We start from the raw sequence: 22,633 nt of genomic DNA on the forward strand, positions 1-22,633 counted from the left end.
ATGAAAGAAAACAATGTCTGATTTTATGTGTTGATTGATCTGAATTTACCATACTGAAAGCATATGATCAACAAAGAGGATGAACTGTTCAATGAACAGGGAAATGATGAAAACGAAAATACGGATTTAAAAGGCTCCAACACGGTCAAAGATCCTGATGAATGGACTACCGGGGACGAACCCATGACCGGAGCGCAGCATTCTTATCTGAAAACACTGTCTGACGAGGCAAAGGAAGATTTTGATGAAACCCTCAGTAAATCTGAAGCATCAAAACGTATTGACGAGTTACAGCACAAAACTGGCAGAGGTTTAGAAAACAAATAAACATATAAAGCGGCCAGGTAAGGATTATACTTGCCTGGCCGCTTTATGTGTTTATTGATCTGGTCCGGGTTGCCCGTCTTTTGTAATATCATATTCCTTTAACGCCTGGTTGTATCCCAGGTTATAACTCATCTGTCCCCATGCCGTCAGCATCAGTATAATATCTTCATCCTTTAACGGCCCTTTCACCTGATTCTGGCAATATACCAGGAAATCGCTTTCTGTCATTCTATATCTTTTTATGTGAATCCTTCAATATCTTGCGCAAAATAACGATTTGGAACAAACTGCAGGATGCCCCATAAAAAAAGCGCTGCATCAGGCAGGGCTCTATACCGTATGAATGAAGAATGATTGCATCAATTTACTTTTTTGGGTGCTGAAATACAAATTTTTTAAGGCATAATTTTTTGTTAATCGAAACCAAATCCGCTGCAGGCTGTTCTTTATTCAAAATCTACGATCATGGAATCAAACGAAGAAAAACAACTGGACATTGATAATAAATTGATTATTTCTGCGGAAGAGGCTTCCACTAAACCTGAAAAGCCTGTAAACGAGGAAGTAAATAAGGGTTATAATTCTGCGGACGACACTGGTAACAGCAATGAAGACCTGGAGCTTGACCCAAGTGATGATCCCGAGACAAATGTTGATGAGTACGATCTGGAAGCTTTAAACGGAGAAGATATTGATGCAGGTGGATCAGATCTTTAATATTAAAACCATTTTGTGCTGCATTCCCTACGTAAATTCAAATCGTATGTATATTTTGCAGACCTATAAAAAATAAATATGGCTGCAGGTTTTTTTGCGATTTTGGATGATATTGCTTCTTTGATGGATGATGTTGCGCTGACGGCTAAGGTGGCTACCAGGAAAACTGCCGGCATACTGGGAGACGACCTGGCGGTAAACGCAGAAAAAGCTACAGGCTTTGTTTCATCGCGCGAGCTGCCGGTGCTCTGGGCCATTACCAAAGGTTCACTGCTGAACAAACTGATTATTGTTCCCATCGCCTTATTGCTCAATGTATTTTTTCCTGTAGCGATCAAGTTTGTACTGGTACTGGGTGGGGTTTACCTGGCCTACGAGGGTGTAGAGAAAATAATTGAATACTTTTTTCCGCATGCTCATGCCCCGCAGGAAGAAAGTGCAGCTGCCGGAGAGGACGAAGCTACTGCCGAAAAAGCAAAGGTTAAGTCGGCCGTAACTACGGATTTTATCTTATCTGTAGAGATTGTGATTATTGCACTGGGTACCGTTTTGGAGGAGAGCCTGATGGTACAGATTGTTACCGTATCTATCGTTGCGATCCTGGCTACAATCGGCGTGTACGGTATTGTGGCTCTTATTGTGAGGATGGATGATACAGGTTACAAACTGATTAAACGTTCAAATGATAAGGGTATATTTTCGGGCATTGGCCATGTACTGGTTAAAGCACTTCCTGTGATCATCAGAATTTTAGCAGTGGTAGGTACTATAGCATTGATCCTTGTTTCAGGAGGTATTTTTGTACATAACATCGAATTTTTCCACCATATATTGCCAAACGTTGCTTCAACAATCAAGGAGCTTGCCCTGGGCCTGATTGCAGGGTTGCTTGCTGTAGGAGCAGCCACTGCCGGCAAAAAGGTATTTGCGCTCGTTAAATAGTATGCGCGGTTCCAAATAACTATGTCAACCGGCATATCATTATGATTTATAAAGAAATCCAGCCTGCTATTACCTTACTACCTTATGTGAAATGCTTTTGGTGGTTTGAAAATCCCGCTGAAAAAGTCCTGAATCTAACGATTTTGCCAGACGGTTGCTTTGACATCATCGTTGTTTTCAAAAATAATATTCAGACTGAGATCTCTTTGACCGGTCTTTGGACACAACAAGTTGAGGTCCCAATTGAGCCAAATACACAGATCTTTGGAATACGGTTTAAGTTATTGGCGGCTGATTACATCCTTAAACAAAAACTGGCAGCAATATGTGATACTGAGCAAAAATTGCCTCTCAATTTTTGGAATATTGATAAGATGAGCTTTACCCGTTTAGAACAGACAGCAGAAAAATTTAATGATATTATCCTGGATGTAATCGGAGATCTGGCAACAGTTGAGAGTAGAATATTAAACTTATCAAATCTGCTTTATGAAACAAATGGTGAACTTACTGTTCAACAGTATTCGCTGGAGGTATTTTGGACAAGCCGTCAAATAAACAGATACTTTAGGGATAGATTTGGACTTTCGCTAAAGTCTTATGCTAACATATTGAGATGTTTTGCTTCATTTCAGCAACTGAGAAACGGAAATCTATATCCTGAACAAAACTATTTTGATCAGTCACACTTCATTAAAGCATTGAAAAAATATACAGGCAATAGCCCTACAGAATTGTTTCAAAATAAAAATGACCGATTTTTACAATTGGCCGTGTTAACAAAAAAGTAATTTTGAAAGATGAGTAACTCAAATCAAATTGGAATGAAATTAAGCAACATCAGACTTTTAGTAAATGATTTTGATAAATGCTTCGCTTTTTACAGTGACACGCTTGGCCTGGAATGTTCATGGGGCAAACCTGGTGACAATTACGCCAGTTTTAATATTGGGCTTCCCTCAGGTCTTGCACTATTTAAGGCTAACCTGATGAGCCAGGCAATCAACAAGGCCGGAGCTGCTGAGAATACAGTTGTTAATGATAAAGCGGTAATTATCTTCGAGGTGGAAAACGTAGATGCAGTATTTATAAATCTTGAAAGCAAAGCCGTAAATTTTCTCACAGCACCTAAAGACATGCAGGACTGGGGAATCAGAGTAGTGCATTTGAGAGACCCTGAAAATAATTTGATTGAGTTATTTACTGCATTGCCTGTGCAAAATTAGAAAGGTTCGTGGGCCAATGGGGATCTCCAATCTTTATGTCAGGGCTTCATGAAATTAATGCTACATTAGCGGCGGAGTATTGCAATAAGAATCACAGTACTCCGCTGGTTCTTCATTAAATTTATTTTCAAGTTAAAGGTTCTGTATAAAGCAGAATAATAGGGAATCATGTGAAAATTATGAGCTGTCGCGCAACTGTAAGTAACACATTTTGTTACAAGTCAGATACCTGCCTTTTATTGTACTGATGATGCTTTCGCGGTTTGAAGCAGGGATCAATTTGAAACAGATGGTATCTAATCCTGTTGGGCTGTGCTTTCTATTCCTCTCCCTTCTGAATCGTGTTGCGTAAAATTTAAGCCTTAGAGCCTTGTAAAAGGATTTTAAAACGCAATTTACAAACATGAGTTTCCTCAACTTTAGCCGCCCTTTACTGGCAGGTATATTACATTCATTTGAGCCGGACCACATCACGGCAGTATCTGTTTTGGCTTCGGAGCAGGCGATCAGGAAAAAAAGAATTTCCTGGGGCGTAATTTTCAGGGCTTCGCAGTGGGCACTGGGGCATTCTGTAACCCTGCTGATTTTTGGCGGCATCGCCCTTGCATTTAAAGCATCCCTGCACCATTACGTAACCAATATTTCTGAGTTTGCAGAGATTGCGGTTGGCCCTATCATGGTTATTTTGGGTATCAAAGCAATCAGGAGCAATGCTAAAATGGATGAAATGATCAGGGCAAATGCAACAGCAGAAATCCATCACCATGCTGCAACCGGCCCTATACATCTACATGGAAAAAACGGGGAAGTGATTGTTGCCAATCCATTAACACGTTCCTTCTGGGTAGGCATGATCCACGGGCTTGCCGGTACAGGAGGGGCGCTGACCACGGCTTTAGTGATCAGTGCTGCCACCATTCAGGCTTCGATTATGGTGCTGGTGATAGAGTCTGCCGGGATCATCCTGGCGATGAGCATCTATAGTTACATCCTGATCTCTACGATGAGCAGGTACCTCAAAAAAAATATGTTTGTTTTTAAATGGATCAATGGAATTGCCGGTCTGGGCTCTGCAACCGTTGGCTGCATCCTGATTTATAAGGTGATCTCTGCGAGATATTTTGGCGCGCAATAATTTTTCTTAAAATTGACTTATTATTTAGAAATATAATAATTTATAAATTATATTTGAGTAATTAAAAGAAAATAAATAACCTGTCATGTATTTTTTATATGTTGATGAGAGTGGAGATGCAGGCAAATTTGATTCATCTAATCTTACGAAGACAGGATCGCCATATCTGATTTATACTGGTCTTGTCGTTCACGATGCTCAATGGAACCAAACGCTTAATACAATCAAAAATTTCAGGAAGAAAATTGCGAAGGAAAGTTTTGTAAGTTACAATCAGGAATTTCATTGTGCTGAAATGATTGATCCGCGGAAAATTGGAGCATTTACGCAAATCAGTGTTCCTGACAGATGGAAGTTAATCGAGGAATATTGTGATCTTATTGGCAAGGTAGTCAAAAGTTCAATTATAGCTGCCGTGCTCAATAAAGAGACATCTTTGTTAAAACCTGAAGAATATACAATAGCTATGATCACCAAACTTTATCAATCCTTTAATCATTTCTTACTTCAGAAGAAGGAAAGAGGCCTGGTTTTTTTTGACCGGGCAAATGAGCGAAAGATCTCATCACATGTGAGAAAATTATTAGGTACCAATGTTACAGACCGGCCTTTAGAAATTGAACAAATAGATTGTATACTGGAAGATCCGGTTTACAAAGCATCATCAGATTCAATGTTAATACAGTCTGCCGATGTTGTTGCTTACACTGTCAAAGAAAAGGAGTTTCCCCGGGCGGCCAGAAAGAAATTTGATGCAGATCTAATTTTCGACAGAAAATTGCTGGCTAACTGCTATAATTCTCATGTGAGTGATAACGATGGAATTATTAGAAGATAAAAAAACCCCGGTCCCAAACCGAGGATTTGTTCAAGGCCATCAGAAATTGTACAACTTCCCAGGTCCTGACACAACAAATATCGGGATAATATTTTAATAATCAAATTTAATTACTAAATAGAAATTTTGACCGCCTTTGGAAGCTTTGCTGGAATCCAGCTGTACAAGCGTTAGCCAAATCGTGTTTCAGACGGTTTATGGTGTTTTGTAATAAGCTAACTCAATATTTAAAATTTATTCTCTGCCTGCATAGGGGTAAACCAATACTGGCGTGTTTTATAAGCAGACGAGGGAAGAACTTCTGTTCTTTACTGTTAAATAACTATAATTGTTAAACAATGCTTAACCTAAATCGCCACAGTTTTGGATTTGAATAACGAACAGCTTATACCCCTATTGCTTTCAGGAGATGAGAGGACTTTTGAAGGCGTGTATAAACATTTCCTGAAGCCGCTGCATGTATACGCCATTACGATGCTCAAAGATGAAGAAGCAGCCAGAGGAACCGTACAGAATATCTTTTTAAAACTTTGGGAACGTAGAAGTACCTTAAACTTTAACGGCTCCCTTAAAGCTTACCTGTACAGTGCTGTATATCATGAATGCCTCAATTACATCCGGCACCAAAAAGTTAAACTCAATCACCAGGATCATCTGGTATACACGATGAAAAATACAGAGGAACACGACAGCGGTATTGAGCTTACAGATTTAAAGGGAAAACTACAGCAGGTGCTGAACGACCTGCCTGAAAGATGCCGCACAGTTTTTCAGCTGAGCCGTTTTGAGGAACTAAAATACAGGGAAATTGCCGACCAGATGGGGATTTCTGTAAAAACCGTGGAGGCGCAAATGGGGAAAGCCCTGAAGATCCTGCGGCATGAGCTCGCAGATTACCTGCCGCTGATCATCTGGGTCATCAGCCATCAGTTTATCATATTTAAATAGAAAGAGAAATGGACGAGATTTTAATAAAATATGTAATTGGTGAAGCCACTCCGGCCGAGGAAGAAATGGTGGCAGGATGGCTGAAGGAAAGCATTGCGAATGAGAAACACCTGGCACACATCAGGCTGATCTGGGAAACCAGCAAGACGCTGCAAACTGAGAGCGGCCTGGATGAAGAATCATCGTGGCAGGAATTTTTACAGTTGAGGGACAGGCCTGGGCAGAGATTAGAGCGGCCGGAAAAAAACACACACTGGTTACGGATTGCAGCATTGTGGGTCGTGATCTCGGGTACAGCCCTGCTGTTATTTACCAGATACTATCAGGCAAAGCCGGAAATGCTTACTCTGCAAAGCTACGATACAGTAAAAACAGATACCTTATCTGACGGATCTGTGATCACCCTCAACAAGAACTCTGTGATTGAATATCCGGCTAAATTTACCGGCAACACCCGCGAAATGAAGCTGCTGAGCGGCGAAGCTTTTTTCAGCATTGCACATAACAGGCAGAAACCATTTATTGTACATATAAATGATGCGGCGGTAAGGGTGGTAGGCACATCCTTCAACATCAGGAACGATCATTTGAAAGCACAGGTGATTGTAGAAACAGGGATTGTTGAGGTAACAAGAAAAAAGGTAGTAATCAGGCTTGTTCCGTCAGAAAAGGTAGAAATTGATTACCGTTCAGGTGAATTTAAAAAAGGTATGAGTAAAGATAATTTTTACAACTATTACCGCACAAAGGAGTTTATGGCCAATAAAACCCCTTTGTGGCGTGTAGCAGAAGTGCTCAATGATGTATACAAGGTTAACATCCAGATCCCTGATCAGGCACTGGCAAACAGACAGATTACCACTACTTTCAGGCTGGGGAGCCTTGACCAGATCCTGGAGATTATCTCTTTTGCCTTTAAAGTGCAGGTTATACATGAATCAAATAAAATTATTATTCGGTAGCCCCGGGATATGAGAGATATGAAAAGCCTGATTACGATAGTTTTTTGCCTGCTTTCGACCTGCGTAATGGCACAGGGCAAACTGGATAGGGATATCAGTATCCATGCCAGGCAAACTAAACTTTCGGCCCTGCTGGATACGATAGGGAAGAGGAACGGCTTTTATTTTTCGTACAGTAACGATCAGATCAATGCCGATAGCCTGGTTAATTTATCAATTGATCATCAGCCCCTGCGCATTGTATTAGACTCCTTATTTAAGGGAAATGTAGATTATAAGGAGAGCCCAGGATATGTGATCCTTCGCCTTGCGCCAAATGAGCTGACACTAAAAGCTGAAAATGCAGGGGGCAGGGAACAGAATTATTTTATCAGCGGATATATCCTGGATGAGCACACAGGACTGGGGATCCCAAATGCCAGTGTGTACGAAAAACGGTTGCTGGTATCTACGTTAAGTGATCAGAAAGGGTATTTTAAGATCAAAATCAAGGCCGCGGGGATGGTTACGCTCACCGTGAGCAAAGAGTTTTACAAGGACGCCAGCGTTAACTTTCTGAGCGATGTGAGCATTGGCCTCAAACCGCGCGATCCTGATTACAATGGGGCCGGAAATCCTGATAAGGCTGCAAAAACCTGGCTGGGCAGGATCTTTATTTCCTCCAGGCTACGAACACAGGGCATTAACCTGCGCAATTACTTTGCCACGGCACCCTACCAGACTTCCTTAACGCCGGGGCTGAGCTCGCGGGGCATGATGAGCAGCCAGGTGGTAAACCATTTTTCATTAAATGTGATTGGCGGATATACTGCCGGACTGGACGGGGTAGAGTTTGCCTATATATTTAACATCAACAGGCTGGACGTAAGATATCTGCAGATAGCGGGGCTTTTTAATGTAACCGGCGGGAATTTTACCGGCGTACAGATCGGTGGAATAGGCAATAATGTGCTTAAAAAGGTAAATGGGCTGCAAATGGCTACTATCTACAATATGGTGACGGACAGTGTGAAGGGTGTACAGATCGGTGGAATTTTTAACAGCACCAAAAGCAGTGTAAAAGGTGTACAGACAGCTGGTATATTGAACTACGCCGGAAAGAACAGCAGCGGGTTCCGCATTGCCGGGATTGCAAATATTACCGGCGATACTGCAAGCGGGGCCCAGATCGCAGGCATCCTGAATAAGGCCAGGGTAATGAATGGATTTTCGTTTGGCATCATCAATGTGGCTGATACCCTGAATGGTTATGCCTTGGGTTTATTGAATTTATCTAAAAACGGCTATCATAAAATACTCGCTTATTCCAGTGACATTGCCCCGGCAAATGTTGGCTTTAAAACCGGTAACCAAAAATTGTACGCAATACTTTCAGCAGGCATAAACCCCGGCAGCAATGCTACATATTTTGCCCTTGGATATGGTGTAGGGCATGAATTTGTCTTTAATGACCGCTATTCAGTCTCTGCAGAAATCTGGTCGCAAACACTGCAGGCCGACAAATGGAAAAATTCACACCAGGTGAGCCGTATCAATGCGCTGTTTAATTACAGGCTGAACCAAAAAGTTGCTTTGTTTGGCGGCCCTTCGTTTAACCTGCTTTATAGCCAGGGCAAAGGGAAAAGCCCTGAGGAGAAAGAGGTCCTGCATCAGGAACAGCAGCAAATCACAAGGAACAAGCCCGGCCTGGTGAATATTGGTAACGGTAAAGGCTGGATAGGATGGACGGTAGGGATTTCCTTCCTGTAAAAGCTGAGCGTTTATTCTGCCATCCTGAAAGAGCTGGGCGTATAGGTAGTTTGCTTTTTAAAAAAATTAGAAAACTGTGCCAGGTCGTCGAATCCTAAAGTCCAGGAGATCTCGGCAATGTTCCAGTTGGTCTGTTTGAGCAGGATCTTTGCTTCGGTGATCACTCTGTTGCTGATCAGGTGCGTGGTGGTGCTGCCGGTCACATCTTTTAAGACTTTATTGAGGTGATTAACATGTACCGCCAAGCGATCGGCATAGTCTTTTGCAGTGCGGAGATTTAAACGTTGCTGCGTGGAGTCCAGCGGGAACTGGCGTTCCAGCAGCTCCAGGAACAAAGAAGAAATCCTTTCTGAAGCATTTTGTGTATTACTGAGCGAAGTCATCGGCTGCAGTTTCTGTCCGTAATGGATCAGCTCCAGCACCAGGTTCCTGAGCAGGTCGTATTTGAACCTGTAGTCAGAGCCCATTTCTTTGAGCATTTTGCGGAAGATGTACTCTACTTCCTGCTGTGCTTCATCGCTAAGCTCAAAAATTGGGGTTTGGCCCGACTGGAAGATCGGGAGCTCATCCAATTGGATGCCTGTGCTGCCAGACCATAAAAACTCAGGGGTAAAAATGCAGAACATGCCTGTTTGATCGCTGTTTTCGGGCATCCAGTGATAGGGGATCTTGGGTGTAGCAAACAAGAGCGCATTTCCCCGGATGTCGATTACTTTGTCGGCATATTCTGCCTTGCTTTTTCCATTGAGCCAGCTGATTTTGTAATATGCGCGGCGGCTGTAGGGCATCACACGTGTACCGTCTTTTTTGTTGAAGAGCTTTTCGCTTTCAAAAATATTGAAATGACCAATCTCACGCGCCATACCGTCCGGTAAGGCGGCACCGTTTCTTTTGTAAAAATCGTCTAGTGATGTGTTGGTGATCATTTCAGCAGTTCGTGTATATGTAAAGATAATAAAATAGGTTAAACCATCAGTCCGCCGGAAACTTCTATCCGCTGTCCGTTAACCCAGCGGTTGTCTTCAGATAATAACGAAGCGATCATCGGACCGATATCATCAGGAAGTCCTGGTCTGCCTAGTGCTGTTGCATTGCTCACCATCGCGTTTACCTCCGGGTTGTCGCGCACTATACCTCCGCTGAAATCGGTTTGGATGGCTCCCGGAGCAACTGTATTCGCTTTGATCCTGCGGGGGCCAAGCTCTTTTGCAAGATAACGCGTAAGCACCTCAACTGCACCTTTGATAGATGCGTAAGGGCCGCTTTCGGGAACGCTCACACGGGTCAGCCCGGTAGAAATATTGACGATGCTGCCGCCGTCGTTGATCAGGGGCAAAAGTTTCTGGGTTAAAAAGAAAACCCCTTTAAAGTGAATGTTATACAGGAGGTCCAGTTCTTCTTCTGTGGTTTTTTCAATAGAGTTATGGTGAGAGGTACCTGCATTGTTCACCAGGTAATCGAAACGTTCTGCGCCCATTTCTTTCAGCGCAGCTTTCACTTCTTCTGCAAAGGGTTCAAATAAAGTAATATCACTTGTGTCTAATTTCAGGGCGATCGCCTGCACGCCTTCCTGCCTTGCCAGCTCTGCAACTTTTTCTGCCTCCTCCGGTGATGAATTATAAGTGAAGATGGAATTAACGCCTCTTTTTGCGAGATTAAGAACAGTATTCCGGCCGAGTCCGCGACTGCCGCCGGTGATTAATGCGATTTTACTTGCTGTTGTTGCCATGTTTATTGTCTTTGATGATTAAATATTGTAATACAAAATTAGCTGATCGGGCAGCACAAGTGTTTGGTGAAATCAATCGGATAGTTGAGAATTTCAATCAATTGCTGGAACGTAGGTGGTGACCTGGCTTTTGGGATGTTGGTTATGCAGGATATTCTATATCTTTACCCTGTAGGCCCGGAGTAGGATAAACTTAAGTTTTCCGGACTGATTTTAATGGAACAACAAAACATCGCCAATACTGAACAATTTCTCTCCGGCGGCGGCGAGATGGGAAAGCTGATCCGGTCAATGGACTGGTCAAAGACAGCACTTGGGCCAATAGAAGAGTGGCCGCAAAGTTTGCGTACCTCTGTAAGTCTTTGCCTGTCCTCAACTTTCCCTATCCTTATTGCCTGGGGACCGGAGACCATACAGATTTATAACGACAGCTACCGGCCAATCTGTGGTGCCAAGCACCCGGAGTCTATGGGGCAGAATTTTCGTATATGCTGGGAAACAGCCCTGCCTGTGGTAGGGGATGCGTTTACCAGAGGGCAGCATGGTGAAGGTACGTACATCAAAGACCAGCAGATGTTCCTGGACCGTTATGGTTATATCGAAGAAACCTACATGACCTTCTCTTTTGCCCCCATCAGGGATGAATCCGGGGGTGTTGGAGGAATATTCCATCCGATCACAGAATCTACCGAAAAGATGCTGAACGCCCGGCGTACCAGGGTGCTCAGAGAATTTGGCGCTTCTCTGGCCAAAGCTAAATCTGTCGCAGAGATCGGCCGCGTGACAGCCGAAAAATATGATGAATATCAGTATGATCTTCCTTTCCTGATGTTCTATCAGATAGATTATGCTTCAGGATTGGCGCAGCTGGTTAGCAGTGCGGGTATCCCGGAAAGCCTCCCTATTCCAGACCATATCAATATAGAAGACCCTGCTAACAACTGGGAGCTTCAGCGGGTGCTCAAGTCTGGCGCAAATACACAGATCAATATAGACGAATGGCTTGGCGGGCAGCCAATAGGCCCTTTTGCAGAAATACCCACTACAGCGATGGTACTCCCTTTGCGAATCACTGGACAGCCGGAAATTTTCGGGTTTATGATAGCCGGCGTGAGTGCCTGCAGAGAGCTGGACCCTGAATATTTAAGCTTTTACGACTTACTCGCCAATACACATAATACAGCGGTATCCAGTGTTTACGCTTACGTGCAGGAACAGAACCGCGCTGAAGCCCTTGCGGCAATAGACCGCTCTAAAACAGCATTTTTTAGCAATGTGAGCCATGAATTTCGCACGCCACTCACACTGATGCTGGGCCCACTGGAGGATATTCTGGATAAGGATAACTTGTCTGATGATGTAAAGGAACCTCTTGATACAGTGTACCGTAATGCGGTGCGCCTGCTGAAACTGGTAAATAACCTGCTGGATTACAGTCGTGTTGAAGCTGGCCGCGCTCAGGCAGCTTATCAGGAGATTGACCTTCCAGAGTCGACTACAGATCTGGCCAGCAGTTTCCGCTCAATTATTGAGAAAGCGGGAATGGAGCTTATTGTTGACTGCCGGGAAATCAATGGCGTAGTTTATGCCGACCGCCAGATGTGGGAAAAGATTGTGCTCAATCTCTTATCCAATGCTTTTAAATATACACTGGAAGGATCCATCAGGGTTTCTTTGCAGCAGGAAGGAAATTTTGTAGTGCTCAGGTTGCAGGATACGGGTGTTGGTATTCCTGAAAAGGAACTGCCGCATATGTTTGAGCGTTTCCACCGTATCGAGAATTCTGCAGGGCGAACGCATGAAGGCACAGGAATAGGCCTCTCGCTGGTTCATGAATTGGTGAATCTGCACGGAGGGGATATCTCTGTAGAAAGTATTGAAGGGACTGGCAGTACGTTTACGGTCAAAATCCCACTTGGAAAAGCGCATCTGCCGCAGGAACAGGTATTGCAAAAAGCAAAGGAAATTGATTCCACTGCTTTGACAGGCGCTTTTATCAAAGAAGCTTTTACCTTATTGCAGGATCAGCTGTCACATCCCGACGTCCAGTCTGCAAATAGCCCGACTACAGTTCATGATATTACCCAAAGCCAGGAAACCCGCATTTTGATTGTTGATGATAATGCCGATATGCGGGATTACCTGCAACGGCTGCTTGATCCATATTTCACTGTTGTGCTTGCCATCAATGGCGAGGATGCCCTGGCTAAAATAGAAAATATTAACCCCGACCTGGTATTAAGCGACATTATGATGCCGGTAATGGATGGTACCACCATGCTTAAACATGTACGGGCTAACGCATCGAGTGCACATTTGCCAGTGATCTTTCTTTCTGCGCGTGCAGGTGAAGAGGCCCGTATTTTTGGCCTTGAAGCAGGTGCAGATGATTATCTGGTAAAGCCCTTTTCGGCAGCAGAACTGCTGACCAAAGTGAGGGCGCAGATCAAGATCAGCACTGCCAGGGGCATGGCAGAACAGCAGTTAAGGGATCTTTTGATGCAGGCACCTGTGGCTATTGCCATTTATCGCGGCAAAGACCATATGGTGGAGATGGCCAATGAGCGGATGCTTCAGTACTGGGGACGCAGTGCCGAAGATACATTTAACAAGCCTCTTCTGCAGGCCATACCAGAATTGAAAACACAAGGGTTCGACCGGCTGATGGAACGTTTGCTACAGTCGGGCCACCGCGTTACGATAAGCGAAATCCCCGTATTTGTTGACCGTCACGGCAGCAGGGATACAGTCTTTACCAACCTTACCCTGGAGCCCCTGAAGAATGCAGATGGTGTTATCACCGGAACAATGGCTGTTGCGGCAGATGTGACGGAACAGGTGATCGCACGTAAAGAACTTGAAAAAACTACAGATACCCTGCAACTGGCAATGGACGCCGCCGGAATGGGCAACTGGATAGCCGTCTCGGGTACTGGTATTCTGGAGATTTCCCGTCAGGCAAGGGTTATCCATGGGCTTCCTGCTGATCTGGAAATCTCGGTTAATGATGCAACAATGATGATTGTTCCTGAGCACCGCGACCGCGTGTTGGCAAGCATAAAACATGCCGTGGATACAAGAGAAAGGTTTGATGAGGATTATCAGATCCAGCCCTACAACAGCGGCAGGAGAAAATGGCTAAACACTACAGGAAAGATTGAACTAAATAATGATGGCAGCGTAAAAGCGGTCATTGGCACAATCCTGGACATTACTGAAGCCAAGGAAGATGCTTTGCGGAAGGATGATTTTATTGGAATGGTCAGCCACGAATTAAAGACACCGCTCACCTCACTGGTGGGATATTCGCAGATACTTGACTTACATGCCAGGAGAACAAAGGATGCGTTTGCGAAAGATAAGATCGATAAAGTTTTGATCCAGGTAAAAAAAATGAATACGATGATCAATGGCTTCCTCAACGTAAGCCGGTTGGAATCCGGAAAGATTCAGTTAAACAAACATCTCTTTTCGATGAATACCCTGATCCATGAGACCATTGAGGATCTTGGCGTACGCACCGGAACCCATCAGCTTAGCTTTCTAGAATGTCCGGATACAAATATCCTGGCTGACAGGGACAAGATTGGTACCGTACTTTCTAACCTTATCAGTAATGCGGTAAAATACTCACCGGCAGCGATGCAGATCGTGATCAGTTGTATCACTAAGGAACAGTCTGTCATCATCAGTGTGACAGATGAAGGTATGGGTATTGCGCCTGCCGATCTGGAGAGGCTTTTCGACCGTTATTTTCGGGCAGAGAACAAACAAATGGAGCATATCAGCGGGTTCGGGATCGGCTTGTATCTGTGTGCAGAGATTATCACCCGGCACGAGGGTCGGATCTGGGCAGACAGTGAAGTAGGGAAGGGGTCAGTATTTCATTTTGAACTTCCGCTGGAATAAGTATTAACATGAATTATTTTGCTAATTTGATGTACCATTTTTAATGATCGAACATATGAATAAGAATCTGTTAATCACAGGCATGACCGTTCTGTTCCTTTGCACAGTTTCTGCCGTAAAAGCCCAGAATGTAGATGTGAATGTAGGCGGCAGCGTTGCCAAACCCTATAAAATAAATGCTGCTGCAATCGCGGCCATGAAAAAAGTTGAGGTGACAGTCAAGGACCACGACGGCAAAGACCATCATTACAGTGGCGTTTCGCTTTATGAGATCATCACAAAAGCCGAAGCCGTACCAGGCAATATGCTGAAAGGAAAAACGATGGCCAAATATGTTCTGATCACGGCTGCGGACAATTACCAGGTGGTGCTTGCTATTCCTGAATTCGATCCTGCATTTACAGATAAGGTTGCTGTTCTGGCGGATAAAGAAGATGGTGAAGCACTGGCGGCAAACCTTGGCCCGTACCGCTTGATCGTACCTGGCGATAAAAAACCGGCAAGAAGTGTAATGCGCGTTACATCTATTGAAGTGCTTGATGCAAGAAAGCCCTAGAAATTATAATTGGCACTAGCTGATGAGCTAGTTACTCCGCTGCGGGGGCTTCTAAACGTTAATCAACCGGCAATCGTCGATCAGCCAGGTATTTGCTGCCTGAAAGCCCTAAAAGTTAATGAACCGGCGGTCGTTGATCAAGTGGATATCTGTCAGGGTTTTCAGAAAGGCAATCAACTGCGATTGCTCAACTATGCTCAAAGGTATTCCCCTGGATCCCGTTTTGTTTAAAATGGGATCCAGGTTTGCATGGTTCCTCACATTTGAAGCATAATGCTGCAAAACTTGTTTCAGGGACCCAAATCTACCGTCATGCATATAGGGCCTGGTAATTTCTATATTACGGAGTGTAGGCACCCTGAATCTTCCCCTGTCGCTGATCAGGTGCGTAATGCTGTCACGCCCTCTGTCTTTCGATAAGTCATCAAGGCCATTATTGCGGTAAGATCCGTCAGTAAATAAGGGCTCTTTATGGCAGCTGCTGCATTTTTCCTTGAAAAGGATGTACCCACGCTGTTCGTCTGCGGTAAAATCAGCCCCCATCTCTTTCCGGATGTACCTGTCATATTTTGTATCCGCAGATATGATCATCACCGTAAATTGTGTCAGCGCAGTAAGCACGTTTTCTGTTTTGATGCTGTTACTGCCAAAGGCCTGCTCAAAAAGTGCAGGGAATACGGAGTCATTTTTCAGCATTTTTATAATGCTGTCAGGCTGATTGTTCATCTCGCAGGGACTGGTAAGCGCATTTGTGGGTACGTCAAGGATATTTTTGATCCTTCCGTCCAGCATAAACTCCTTTTGCCAGGCAAGGTTAAACAAAGGCGGCGCATTGCGGTCGCCAAGGCAATCCCTTACGCCTTTGCTGACCGCGGTATTCAGATTAGCGAAGGCTGCCGAAGCCTGATGGCAGCTGCTGCAGGATATTGAATGATCTGAAGATAATACAGCTCCGTAAAACAAAGCTTTTCCCAGTTCAAACTTTGCTTTGGTAATCGGGTTTTGGTCGAAGTTATATACCGGTTTTGGGAAATTGACTGGCAAGACAACTCTAATCGTATCTGTTTCAACTTTTCCCAATGGCGCTGACCTGTACGAAGACATACAAAACACAAACACAGCAATTCCCAGCATGATCAGTATCCTGGTTGTTTTTATTATATTTAATTTCATCGCTGTCCTTAGTGGTGTTAGGCATGATGCAAAAGCAGCTGTAACATTTCAGTAAGCGTCGTATCTAACCCGGCATAAATAAAACCAGAACTGAATCATCCCGGCAACATGACAGACTTTGACGACATCTATAATCGCTATGCCCCACAAATTTATAGAATTTGCATGGGTTATACGAATAATTCAGAGCAAGCTAAAGATCTGGTCCAGGAAACTTTTATTGGCATATGGAAAGGCCTGCCCGCGTTCCGGCAGCAGTCGCACATTGGTACCTGGATCTTCAGGATAGCAACTAACAACTGTCTGCGCGCCATGGAAGTTGCCAGGCGCATGCCGCAGTCTGACCTTCCCTTTGATCTTGCAGAACAGCGGGAAGAATCTCCTGAAGAGAAGCTGGTTTTTTTATACCGTTGTATCGGAGAACTGGAGGAAACTGACCGCATCATTATCTCACTTGTCCTGGAGGATTTGCCGCAGGCACAGATTGCTGAAATTATAGGACTGAGCAACGTAAATGTGAGGGTGAAGGTTCATCGTATAAAGGAAAAGCTGGCTAAAAAATTTAAAGCATATGGACAATTTAACTGATCTGAAAGCGATTTGGCAAACAGCGAAAACAGACAGCCTGCCAAGTGCTGCCGAAACGCGGGCGCTCGTGAAAAAGTTCCGCAGGCAGCGGCTAAGAAAAAAGTGGATGGTAATCTTCGCATCTTCGGTAATGGTCATAATTATGGCGGGAATGATGTTTGTTGAACACTCCAAAATGATCACTACACAGATTGGAGGGCTTTTGATCATATCAGCAGGTACTGTTCTTGCGGCCACTAATATCAGGTCGCTCAGGCGTTTCTATGCACTCGATGATGTGAGTAATTTTGAGTTCCTGGCCTTTATTGAACAAACCCGCCTGAATCAACTCTACTTTTACAAGAAAACACAGCTGGTTATCTTTATGCTCACATCAGTTGGATTGCTTTTTTCCCTTTATGAACCTTTTAGCAAGCATCCATTGAAATCTGCGGTGCTGTTGATCACATGCACAATCTGGCTGCTATTCAGCTTTCTCGTGATGCGGCCTCGGGCTTACAAAAAAAATGCGGCGGCTTTAAATGCCATGAAGGAACGTCTGGAAAAGATTTCGAAACAGCTCAGTGATCAGGCAATGCCAGAAGACCATCAGATCTGAAAAACGATACATAAACATAGAACAAATCATATGAAACGGCAAAAATTATCTGCAGGCACATTAGTTTACCTCTTATCCGGACTATTACTTGTTGTGGTAACACCACCTCTCGGCAAGCATTTGGCGATGCCCGATATGCTTAAAGGATTTTTAACGGGATTAGGCATGATGCTGGAAGTTATAGCCATTATCAAAATGCAAAAGAGCAGGTCCAGAAGTAGCTGATCAGATTTTAATTTGCATTGTTATCACCGCAATCGTTTTTGAATCATTCCTGGCAGACCCTAATCCTGATAATTAAGCAAGCAGCTAGTCTAACTATTTGATGAAAAATAAATCAGCTGGTCTAACTTTACGGTAAATAATAAATCAATTAGTTATCCTAATTGATGAAAAATGAATCAAATAGTCTAACTAATTGATGAGATACAAATCAAATAGTTTGTATTTATCTATACTTATCTTATGATATACAACTGAAATCACGAGGAACTATTCAATATTTTCAAAAGAAAAGCGGACAGGGAATTGATTTTGTCTTTAATGGCGATACCGCGCTGGAGGTAATAGAAACGCCTATCGAGCAGGATAAGCTGACTGTTGAGCAGAGGGCTGCTGATATAGATCTCAAAAAATCGTTTGTCGTCGGCCATAATCCTTCCAGTAATGGGTTCGCTGATTTCGTCTGGGCTGGTAATATCTTAAACACAGTATACCTTTTCGCAAATACTGCCTCAGGAAATTCAGATACCTGAGGCAGTATATTAAAATAACTGTCTATTTCGCAGAAATCTCGCTCTGGTACTGATTGCCCCAGCGATCAGTAGCCACTACTTTCACTTTATTTACTGACACATCAAAGTTCGCCGAGAACAGGTGTCCTGTCTGGTGAGGCTCCACAAAATGCCGGCCCTCCGGTTTATTCTCTCCGCGGTATAAATCAACCGAAAGCGGATCATATCCTGTTTCTTTATTGAGTTCGCCCGCTGCTTTACCATCCAGGAAATAGCTTATTTTCCATCGCGGATCATAATCCCAGATGTTTGCCAGCAGGCGCATCTGGCTGTCCTGTTTTTCTACATACAAGCTGATCTGGTTTTCTTTAGGCAGTCCGGTTGATTTGTAATACCATTTCAGGTCAGTACCATTTACTTCATAAACGCCATAACCCCGCGGCGTGCCATCAGTACAAACTGGCCCCGTCCACCAGGCCCCGCATACGGTACCGTGGTTATGCTCATAAACCCCATTGCTGAAATTATTATCATGATAATGTGTATGGCCAGACATCACGTGCACGTTTTTGTAGGCCCTCAATACCTGATAAAAGGCGGCATTATTTTTAACCCCGCTGTAAACCGGGATATGGAGGTTGATAATGATCAGCTGGTCCTGCGCCACATGCTCCAGGTCTTTGGCCAGCCAGGCAAGCTGCTCTTCGGTGATATATCCGTCATATTCGCGCTCTGTACCGAGGTAACGCACATCGTCCAGTACGATATAATGCGCTTTGCCGCGGTTAAAGGAATAGTACGTAGGGCCGTAAAAGTTCTTGAAGGTTACATCCGACGTTTCGTCGCCACCCATCCGGTAATCCATATCGTGGTTGCCGATCACCTGGAAAAAGGGGATGCCCAGCTTTGCAATCGCTGCATTATACTCAGGGAAGAGCGCATGATTGTCCCAAACCATATCGCCCACACAGATGCCATGTACCAAAGCATCTTTTCCCAATGACCTGATCGTTGCGATGGTATCAGGAACGGAGGTCTCCATCATCTGCTGTACATCTTTTTTGTTTTTTACCTGCGGATCTGCCCAGATAATAAAATGATGATGGTTATCATTTGCCTTTAGCGGCTCCAGTTTAAAATCAAACTGCCCGCTGCCATCCAGTTTTTCATACTGCCTGGCGATGTTGTAGTCATTTCTGTACTGGTAACCGGCTGGTGTGCTCATGAAAACACTTTTCGCTTTTTCGCTGGGCATCAGCTCATAATGGCCCCTGTCATCTGTAAGGACAACGGTAAATCCGTCGGAGATGGCTACATTTATTAAGCCCTTTTTGCCAGCGATTACCCTGCCTTTAATCAGTGTGTTATCAGCAAAGCCAAGGGCATTGGTATTAAGTGCGATAAATGCGCTTCCGGCAATGAGGCCCGCGCTGCGGAGGAATGATCTTCTGTTCATTAGTTTTTAAGTGTGGTAAAACCTGTGCCTGTTTCTATGGTGTTCAGTGCTGATGTTTTGGTCAGCGGGATGCTGGTAACCGTCCGCCCTGCAATCCATTGCCCGGTAGAGGCATCATAGATACCGCCAAGCTGGGTAAAGTTTCCGGTTGCCGGGAAGGTTAATTTGGACGTATTTGTTCCGCCGCCGTAAAAGCCCTGGGTTAAGCGCGTAACCGGGTTGATGGTACTGTAGTAGTCGGTATTTGTAATCCTGTAGCCAATTTCCGGCGGGCCTGCAGCATAAACGGTACCGTTACCACCATACATGATCACGTCCAGCGGAACGGTTGACGCATTTACCGTGATGCCCCTGAACACAGCGATACCCGCAACGTTACCGCTGTTGGCCAGCAGATTGGTACTTGCTGCGCCAAAGTCTGCCCCCGGAACATTGGCATACTGCGTGCTGTTGATCCATGGCGCCGCACTGATATCAGTTGAGCCCGCGCCCCAGATATTCTTGCTGCCGCCAACATAAAAGAACTGGCCCTTGGTCACTTTTCCTGAGACCAGGTTAAGTTTGTAGCTCCGGGCAGCACCTACAGCCCATCCATTGGCAGGAGCGGGGTTGGTACCTGCATTATTGCAGGCCACAAGAGAATAACTGGTAACTGCGAAATCAATATCCTGGGTAGCCAGCAGCTGAATATATTCATAATTTCCATCTGTACCGTTCGGATCTGTCAGGTACCCGGTAATTATTACGGGCGAAGGCTTGATCAGTGGCAGCTCAAAAACATCATCTGCGGTACGCGGCCATAGTTGAATACTTGTTTTATCGCCACTGGCCACAATCACAGGGATACCGGTGAAGTTGGCACTTGCAGGGATTGCAGCTGCTGCAAATGTTGCCGAGGCTTCTGTATGCAGGGTTAACTTACCAAAACCATCATTGATGGTTTTATCACCTTTAAAGGTGTCTCCCGGCTGAGGTTCCGGCTCGGTAACCGCCTTGCTGATAGTGACAAGGGTGTTTTCGTATACATCGGGTGATGCAAGCAGGGTGCCCGACTGAACGGATTGCAGGTTCAGGGTGTTTAATGCTGCAACTTTGTTTACGGCGCCTGCAGGCAGGCCTTTGAGGTGCATGCTGCCGTTTACCCTGCCGAGCGTTGCGCCTGCAACCTGTACAATGACAGAGTCGCCGGGCTTATAGGTGGCCGCTGCGGCACCCAGTTCCAGGGCAATACCCCTCAGCGCATTGCGGCGGTAGTTCTGGATGACCACGATCCCGGCAGGAGTATTTGCTGACTGGGCATCCGAGATCACTACACCAGCAATTTCTTTGGCACCCGCAAGATTTGCCGTACTGAGGCTAAGGTCACTGCCTTTGTACAGATCTTTTAAATCCACGATGGCAATCACCGGACTGAGCGTTCCTTCTGCATTATCGTTTTTCTTACATCCGGAGAATGCAGCCATGGCGATGAGGACAAGGAATAAATATATCTTTTTCATTTGATAACTGATCTGCATTTATTTCAATATTATTATAAGGATATCCATTGATTAACTAAGGTTTTTGCCACCATACCTGTGTACTGATCTCATCAGCTCCCTGCGATGCTACTGCCGCTTTGTAATTGTCGGGGTTGGAAGACTGCACATATACCGGATAATAGAGGCGTGCGGGCATGATGCCGTTGTTGACCAGTCCGGCACCTTTTGGTAATACCGGGTGCCCGGTACGGCGGTATTCAAACCACTGCTCAAAGTCGGTACCGAACATGGAATAATACTTTTGCGCATGGATCAGCTCCATCTTCTGGTCAAGCGTGGCGGTATTGCTCCATGAAATATCCGCAGCGGCCAGATAAGTTTCGATGGGCGTATTAAATGCAGGTACCCATAAAGTGATGCCTGATAAAGTACCATTGTTATAATACGTTCTGGCATCACCGGCGATCCATCCCTTTGCAGCCGCTTCTGCCAGGATAAACTGCAGCTCGGAATAATTCATGATATTGCCCATCAGCGGTTCGTTCATCAGGGTAGTGGCAGAGGTGGTGGACAGAAAGTATGATTTGATCGCCAGGATCTGTCCCGGTGAATAACCGCTTGGCACACCTACAAAACTTCCCTGGTAAGTGGCTATGGAAAAGCGGTTGCCGGGTGTTAATCTTGGGTCGGCCCAGCGACTAAGGTTATTGATGAAAAACTCGGTTATCCCTACTGCGCGAAAGTCCTGTTCACGCACGCCGCCAATAAATGGCGAGGTAAGTGCGCCCACGCCTGTCCAGCGTAATATTGCGGCATCGGCATTACTGTTCATGATGGGATAGGCTCCAGGGTTGGTATCTACAATTTCCTTAATTTTCGCGATGCAGGTTGCAGATATTTCGGCCTTGCCGGAAAGCCGCATCAGCAGGCGCAGGTACAGGCTGTTTCCAAACTGGCGCCATTTTGCAGCATTGCCATTGTAAACGGGATCACTGGAAGCACTAACGTTTCCGGCACCAATCAGCAGCGTATCGGCAGTTTCCAGTTTTTTAAAGATATCCAGATAGATATCTTTCTGCTGATCAAAGATGGGCGTAAAGTTGCCCTCTTTGCCCATGTTGGATTGCGAATAGGGAACATCGCCGTAAGTGTCGGTCAGCATCGCATATACCCAGGACTGGCAGATGAGCGATATGCCCATATAAGTTTTGCTGTAGGTGAGGGGCTGACTGGCTACATTATAAATATCCTTAAAGTTGGTAAGCTGTGTGTACCAATTGTTCCAGGTATAATCTGCCCAGGTACGCTTGATATCATACCTGAAAACTTTGCCTTCGCCATCGCCGGGATCTACCGTTACCTGCATCAGCTCATTGTTAAAATTGCGGTTGCGCAACATATTGGTGCTTACGGTATTTACTAGTGCCGGCGCCAGCAGTTGCTGCGGCAATGCGTTAGGGGTGCCATTGGGATCTGTATTGAGCTCCACAAATCCGTGTTTACATGATGATAGTGTGGCAAGGGCTAACATCAGGACAGTAATGATTTTAAAATATGTCTTCATT

General features: G+C 44.8%; 22 protein-coding genes and 1 riboswitch. Of the genes, 15 read left to right on the top strand and 7 right to left on the bottom strand.

The genetic code is table 11. The annotated features are described in order from the left end of the window. Positions 1-63: 63 nt before the first annotated feature. Positions 64-327, top strand: coding sequence for a DUF3072 domain-containing protein (locus FN831_RS02935; RefSeq protein ID WP_142526729.1), 264 nt, complete (start codon positions 64-66; stop codon positions 325-327). Between the two features lie 51 nt (positions 328-378). Here FN831_RS02935 and FN831_RS27580 read toward each other — a convergent pair whose 3' ends face one another. Beyond that, positions 379-555: a hypothetical protein gene (locus tag FN831_RS27580; protein ID WP_185960364.1), complete on the bottom strand. Its 177-nt coding sequence runs from the start codon at positions 553-555 to the stop codon at positions 379-381. A gap of 237 nt (positions 556-792) precedes the next feature. Here FN831_RS27580 and FN831_RS02940 point away from each other — a divergent pair, with 237 nt between their 5' ends. From FN831_RS02940 to FN831_RS02980, 9 genes are all read left to right on the top strand, one after another. After that, on the top strand, positions 793-1,044 hold the full coding sequence (locus tag FN831_RS02940; RefSeq protein ID WP_142526730.1) for a hypothetical protein: 252 nt from the start codon (positions 793-795) through the stop codon (positions 1,042-1,044). A gap of 78 nt (positions 1,045-1,122) precedes the next feature. Continuing rightward, complete coding sequence (locus FN831_RS02945) at positions 1,123-1,986, top strand: DUF808 domain-containing protein (protein ID WP_142526731.1); 864 nt, start codon at positions 1,123-1,125, stop codon at positions 1,984-1,986. Between the two features lie 41 nt (positions 1,987-2,027). Further along, a complete protein-coding gene (locus FN831_RS02950; RefSeq protein WP_142526732.1) occupies positions 2,028-2,777 on the top strand; it encodes a helix-turn-helix domain-containing protein in 750 nt (249 codons plus the stop codon). Positions 2,778-2,810: 33 nt separating this feature from the next. After that, entirely contained in the window at positions 2,811-3,212 is a 402-nt protein-coding gene (locus tag FN831_RS02955; RefSeq protein WP_142526733.1) for a VOC family protein, read from the top strand. 119 nt (positions 3,213-3,331) lie between these two features. Next, positions 3,332-3,463, top strand: a riboswitch (cobalamin riboswitch). Between the two features lie 152 nt (positions 3,464-3,615). Further along, on the top strand, positions 3,616-4,347 hold the full coding sequence (locus FN831_RS02960; RefSeq protein WP_142526734.1) for a hypothetical protein: 732 nt from the start codon (positions 3,616-3,618) through the stop codon (positions 4,345-4,347). A gap of 85 nt (positions 4,348-4,432) precedes the next feature. After that, positions 4,433-5,185 carry a DUF3800 domain-containing protein gene (locus FN831_RS02965; RefSeq protein ID WP_142526735.1) on the top strand — a complete coding sequence of 251 codons (753 nt, stop codon included), beginning with the start codon at positions 4,433-4,435 and terminating at the stop codon, positions 5,183-5,185. A gap of 363 nt (positions 5,186-5,548) precedes the next feature. Continuing rightward, positions 5,549-6,133: an RNA polymerase sigma-70 factor gene (locus FN831_RS02970; RefSeq protein ID WP_246101314.1), complete on the top strand. Its 585-nt coding sequence runs from the start codon at positions 5,549-5,551 to the stop codon at positions 6,131-6,133. Positions 6,134-6,141: 8 nt separating this feature from the next. Next, a complete protein-coding gene (locus FN831_RS02975) occupies positions 6,142-7,095 on the top strand; it encodes a FecR family protein (RefSeq protein WP_142526736.1) in 954 nt (317 codons plus the stop codon). A 9-nt stretch (positions 7,096-7,104) separates the two neighbouring features. Further along, positions 7,105-8,844 (top strand): carboxypeptidase-like regulatory domain-containing protein, encoded by a 1,740-nt coding sequence (locus FN831_RS02980; RefSeq protein WP_142526737.1) that lies wholly within the window; start codon positions 7,105-7,107, stop codon positions 8,842-8,844. An 11-nt stretch (positions 8,845-8,855) separates the two neighbouring features. Here FN831_RS02980 and FN831_RS02985 read toward each other — a convergent pair whose 3' ends face one another. Both FN831_RS02985 and FN831_RS02990 read right to left on the bottom strand, forming a co-directional pair. Then, positions 8,856-9,770 carry a helix-turn-helix domain-containing protein gene (locus FN831_RS02985; protein WP_142526738.1) on the bottom strand — a complete coding sequence of 305 codons (915 nt, stop codon included), beginning with the start codon at positions 9,768-9,770 and terminating at the stop codon, positions 8,856-8,858. A gap of 38 nt (positions 9,771-9,808) precedes the next feature. Continuing rightward, positions 9,809-10,573: an SDR family NAD(P)-dependent oxidoreductase gene (locus FN831_RS02990; RefSeq protein WP_142526739.1), complete on the bottom strand. Its 765-nt coding sequence runs from the start codon at positions 10,571-10,573 to the stop codon at positions 9,809-9,811. Positions 10,574-10,789: 216 nt separating this feature from the next. On the opposite strand from FN831_RS02990, the gene FN831_RS02995 reads away from it, so the two are divergent. Together FN831_RS02995 and FN831_RS03000 are read left to right on the top strand one after the other, a co-directional pair. After that, positions 10,790-14,482 (top strand): ATP-binding protein, encoded by a 3,693-nt coding sequence (locus FN831_RS02995; RefSeq protein ID WP_142526740.1) that lies wholly within the window; start codon positions 10,790-10,792, stop codon positions 14,480-14,482. Positions 14,483-14,537: 55 nt separating this feature from the next. Then, positions 14,538-15,038, top strand: a complete 501-nt coding sequence (locus FN831_RS03000; protein ID WP_142526741.1) for a molybdopterin-dependent oxidoreductase — start codon at positions 14,538-14,540, stop codon at positions 15,036-15,038. A gap of 108 nt (positions 15,039-15,146) precedes the next feature. On the opposite strand, the gene FN831_RS03005 is transcribed toward FN831_RS03000, so the two are convergent. After that, the gene (locus FN831_RS03005; RefSeq protein WP_142526742.1) at positions 15,147-16,211 is read right to left on the bottom strand and encodes a cytochrome-c peroxidase; all 1,065 of its coding nucleotides are present in this window, start codon (positions 16,209-16,211) and stop codon (positions 15,147-15,149) included. Between the two features lie 108 nt (positions 16,212-16,319). Here FN831_RS03005 and FN831_RS03010 point away from each other — a divergent pair, with 108 nt between their 5' ends. The 3 genes from FN831_RS03010 to FN831_RS03020 are packed head-to-tail and all read left to right on the top strand — an operon-like array spanning position 16,320 to position 17,622. Further along, complete coding sequence (locus tag FN831_RS03010) at positions 16,320-16,799, top strand: RNA polymerase sigma factor (protein WP_142526743.1); 480 nt, start codon at positions 16,320-16,322, stop codon at positions 16,797-16,799. Then, the gene (locus FN831_RS03015) at positions 16,783-17,397 is read left to right on the top strand and encodes a hypothetical protein (protein ID WP_142526744.1); all 615 of its coding nucleotides are present in this window, start codon (positions 16,783-16,785) and stop codon (positions 17,395-17,397) included. Before FN831_RS03010 ends, FN831_RS03015 begins: the two co-directional genes overlap by 17 nt. Before the next feature lie 30 nt (positions 17,398-17,427). Further along, the gene (locus FN831_RS03020; protein WP_142526745.1) at positions 17,428-17,622 is read left to right on the top strand and encodes a hypothetical protein; all 195 of its coding nucleotides are present in this window, start codon (positions 17,428-17,430) and stop codon (positions 17,620-17,622) included. Between the two features lie 552 nt (positions 17,623-18,174). On the opposite strand, the gene FN831_RS03025 is transcribed toward FN831_RS03020, so the two are convergent. The 3 genes from FN831_RS03025 to FN831_RS03035 are packed head-to-tail and all read right to left on the bottom strand — an operon-like array spanning position 18,175 to position 22,632. Next, complete coding sequence (locus FN831_RS03025; RefSeq protein ID WP_142526746.1) at positions 18,175-19,587, bottom strand: calcineurin-like phosphoesterase C-terminal domain-containing protein; 1,413 nt, start codon at positions 19,585-19,587, stop codon at positions 18,175-18,177. Then, entirely contained in the window at positions 19,587-21,086 is a 1,500-nt protein-coding gene (locus FN831_RS03030; RefSeq protein WP_142526747.1) for a DUF5689 domain-containing protein, read from the bottom strand. The genes FN831_RS03025 and FN831_RS03030 overlap by 1 nt, the downstream gene beginning before the upstream one ends. Before the next feature lie 55 nt (positions 21,087-21,141). Beyond that, positions 21,142-22,632 carry a SusD/RagB family nutrient-binding outer membrane lipoprotein gene (locus FN831_RS03035; RefSeq protein ID WP_142526748.1) on the bottom strand — a complete coding sequence of 497 codons (1,491 nt, stop codon included), beginning with the start codon at positions 22,630-22,632 and terminating at the stop codon, positions 21,142-21,144. Between the last annotated feature and the right edge of the window lies 1 nt (position 22,633).

The sequence above is a fragment of the Pedobacter westerhofensis genome, from assembly GCF_900182595.1.
Lineage (GTDB): Bacteria > Bacteroidota > Bacteroidia > Sphingobacteriales > Sphingobacteriaceae > Pedobacter > Pedobacter westerhofensis.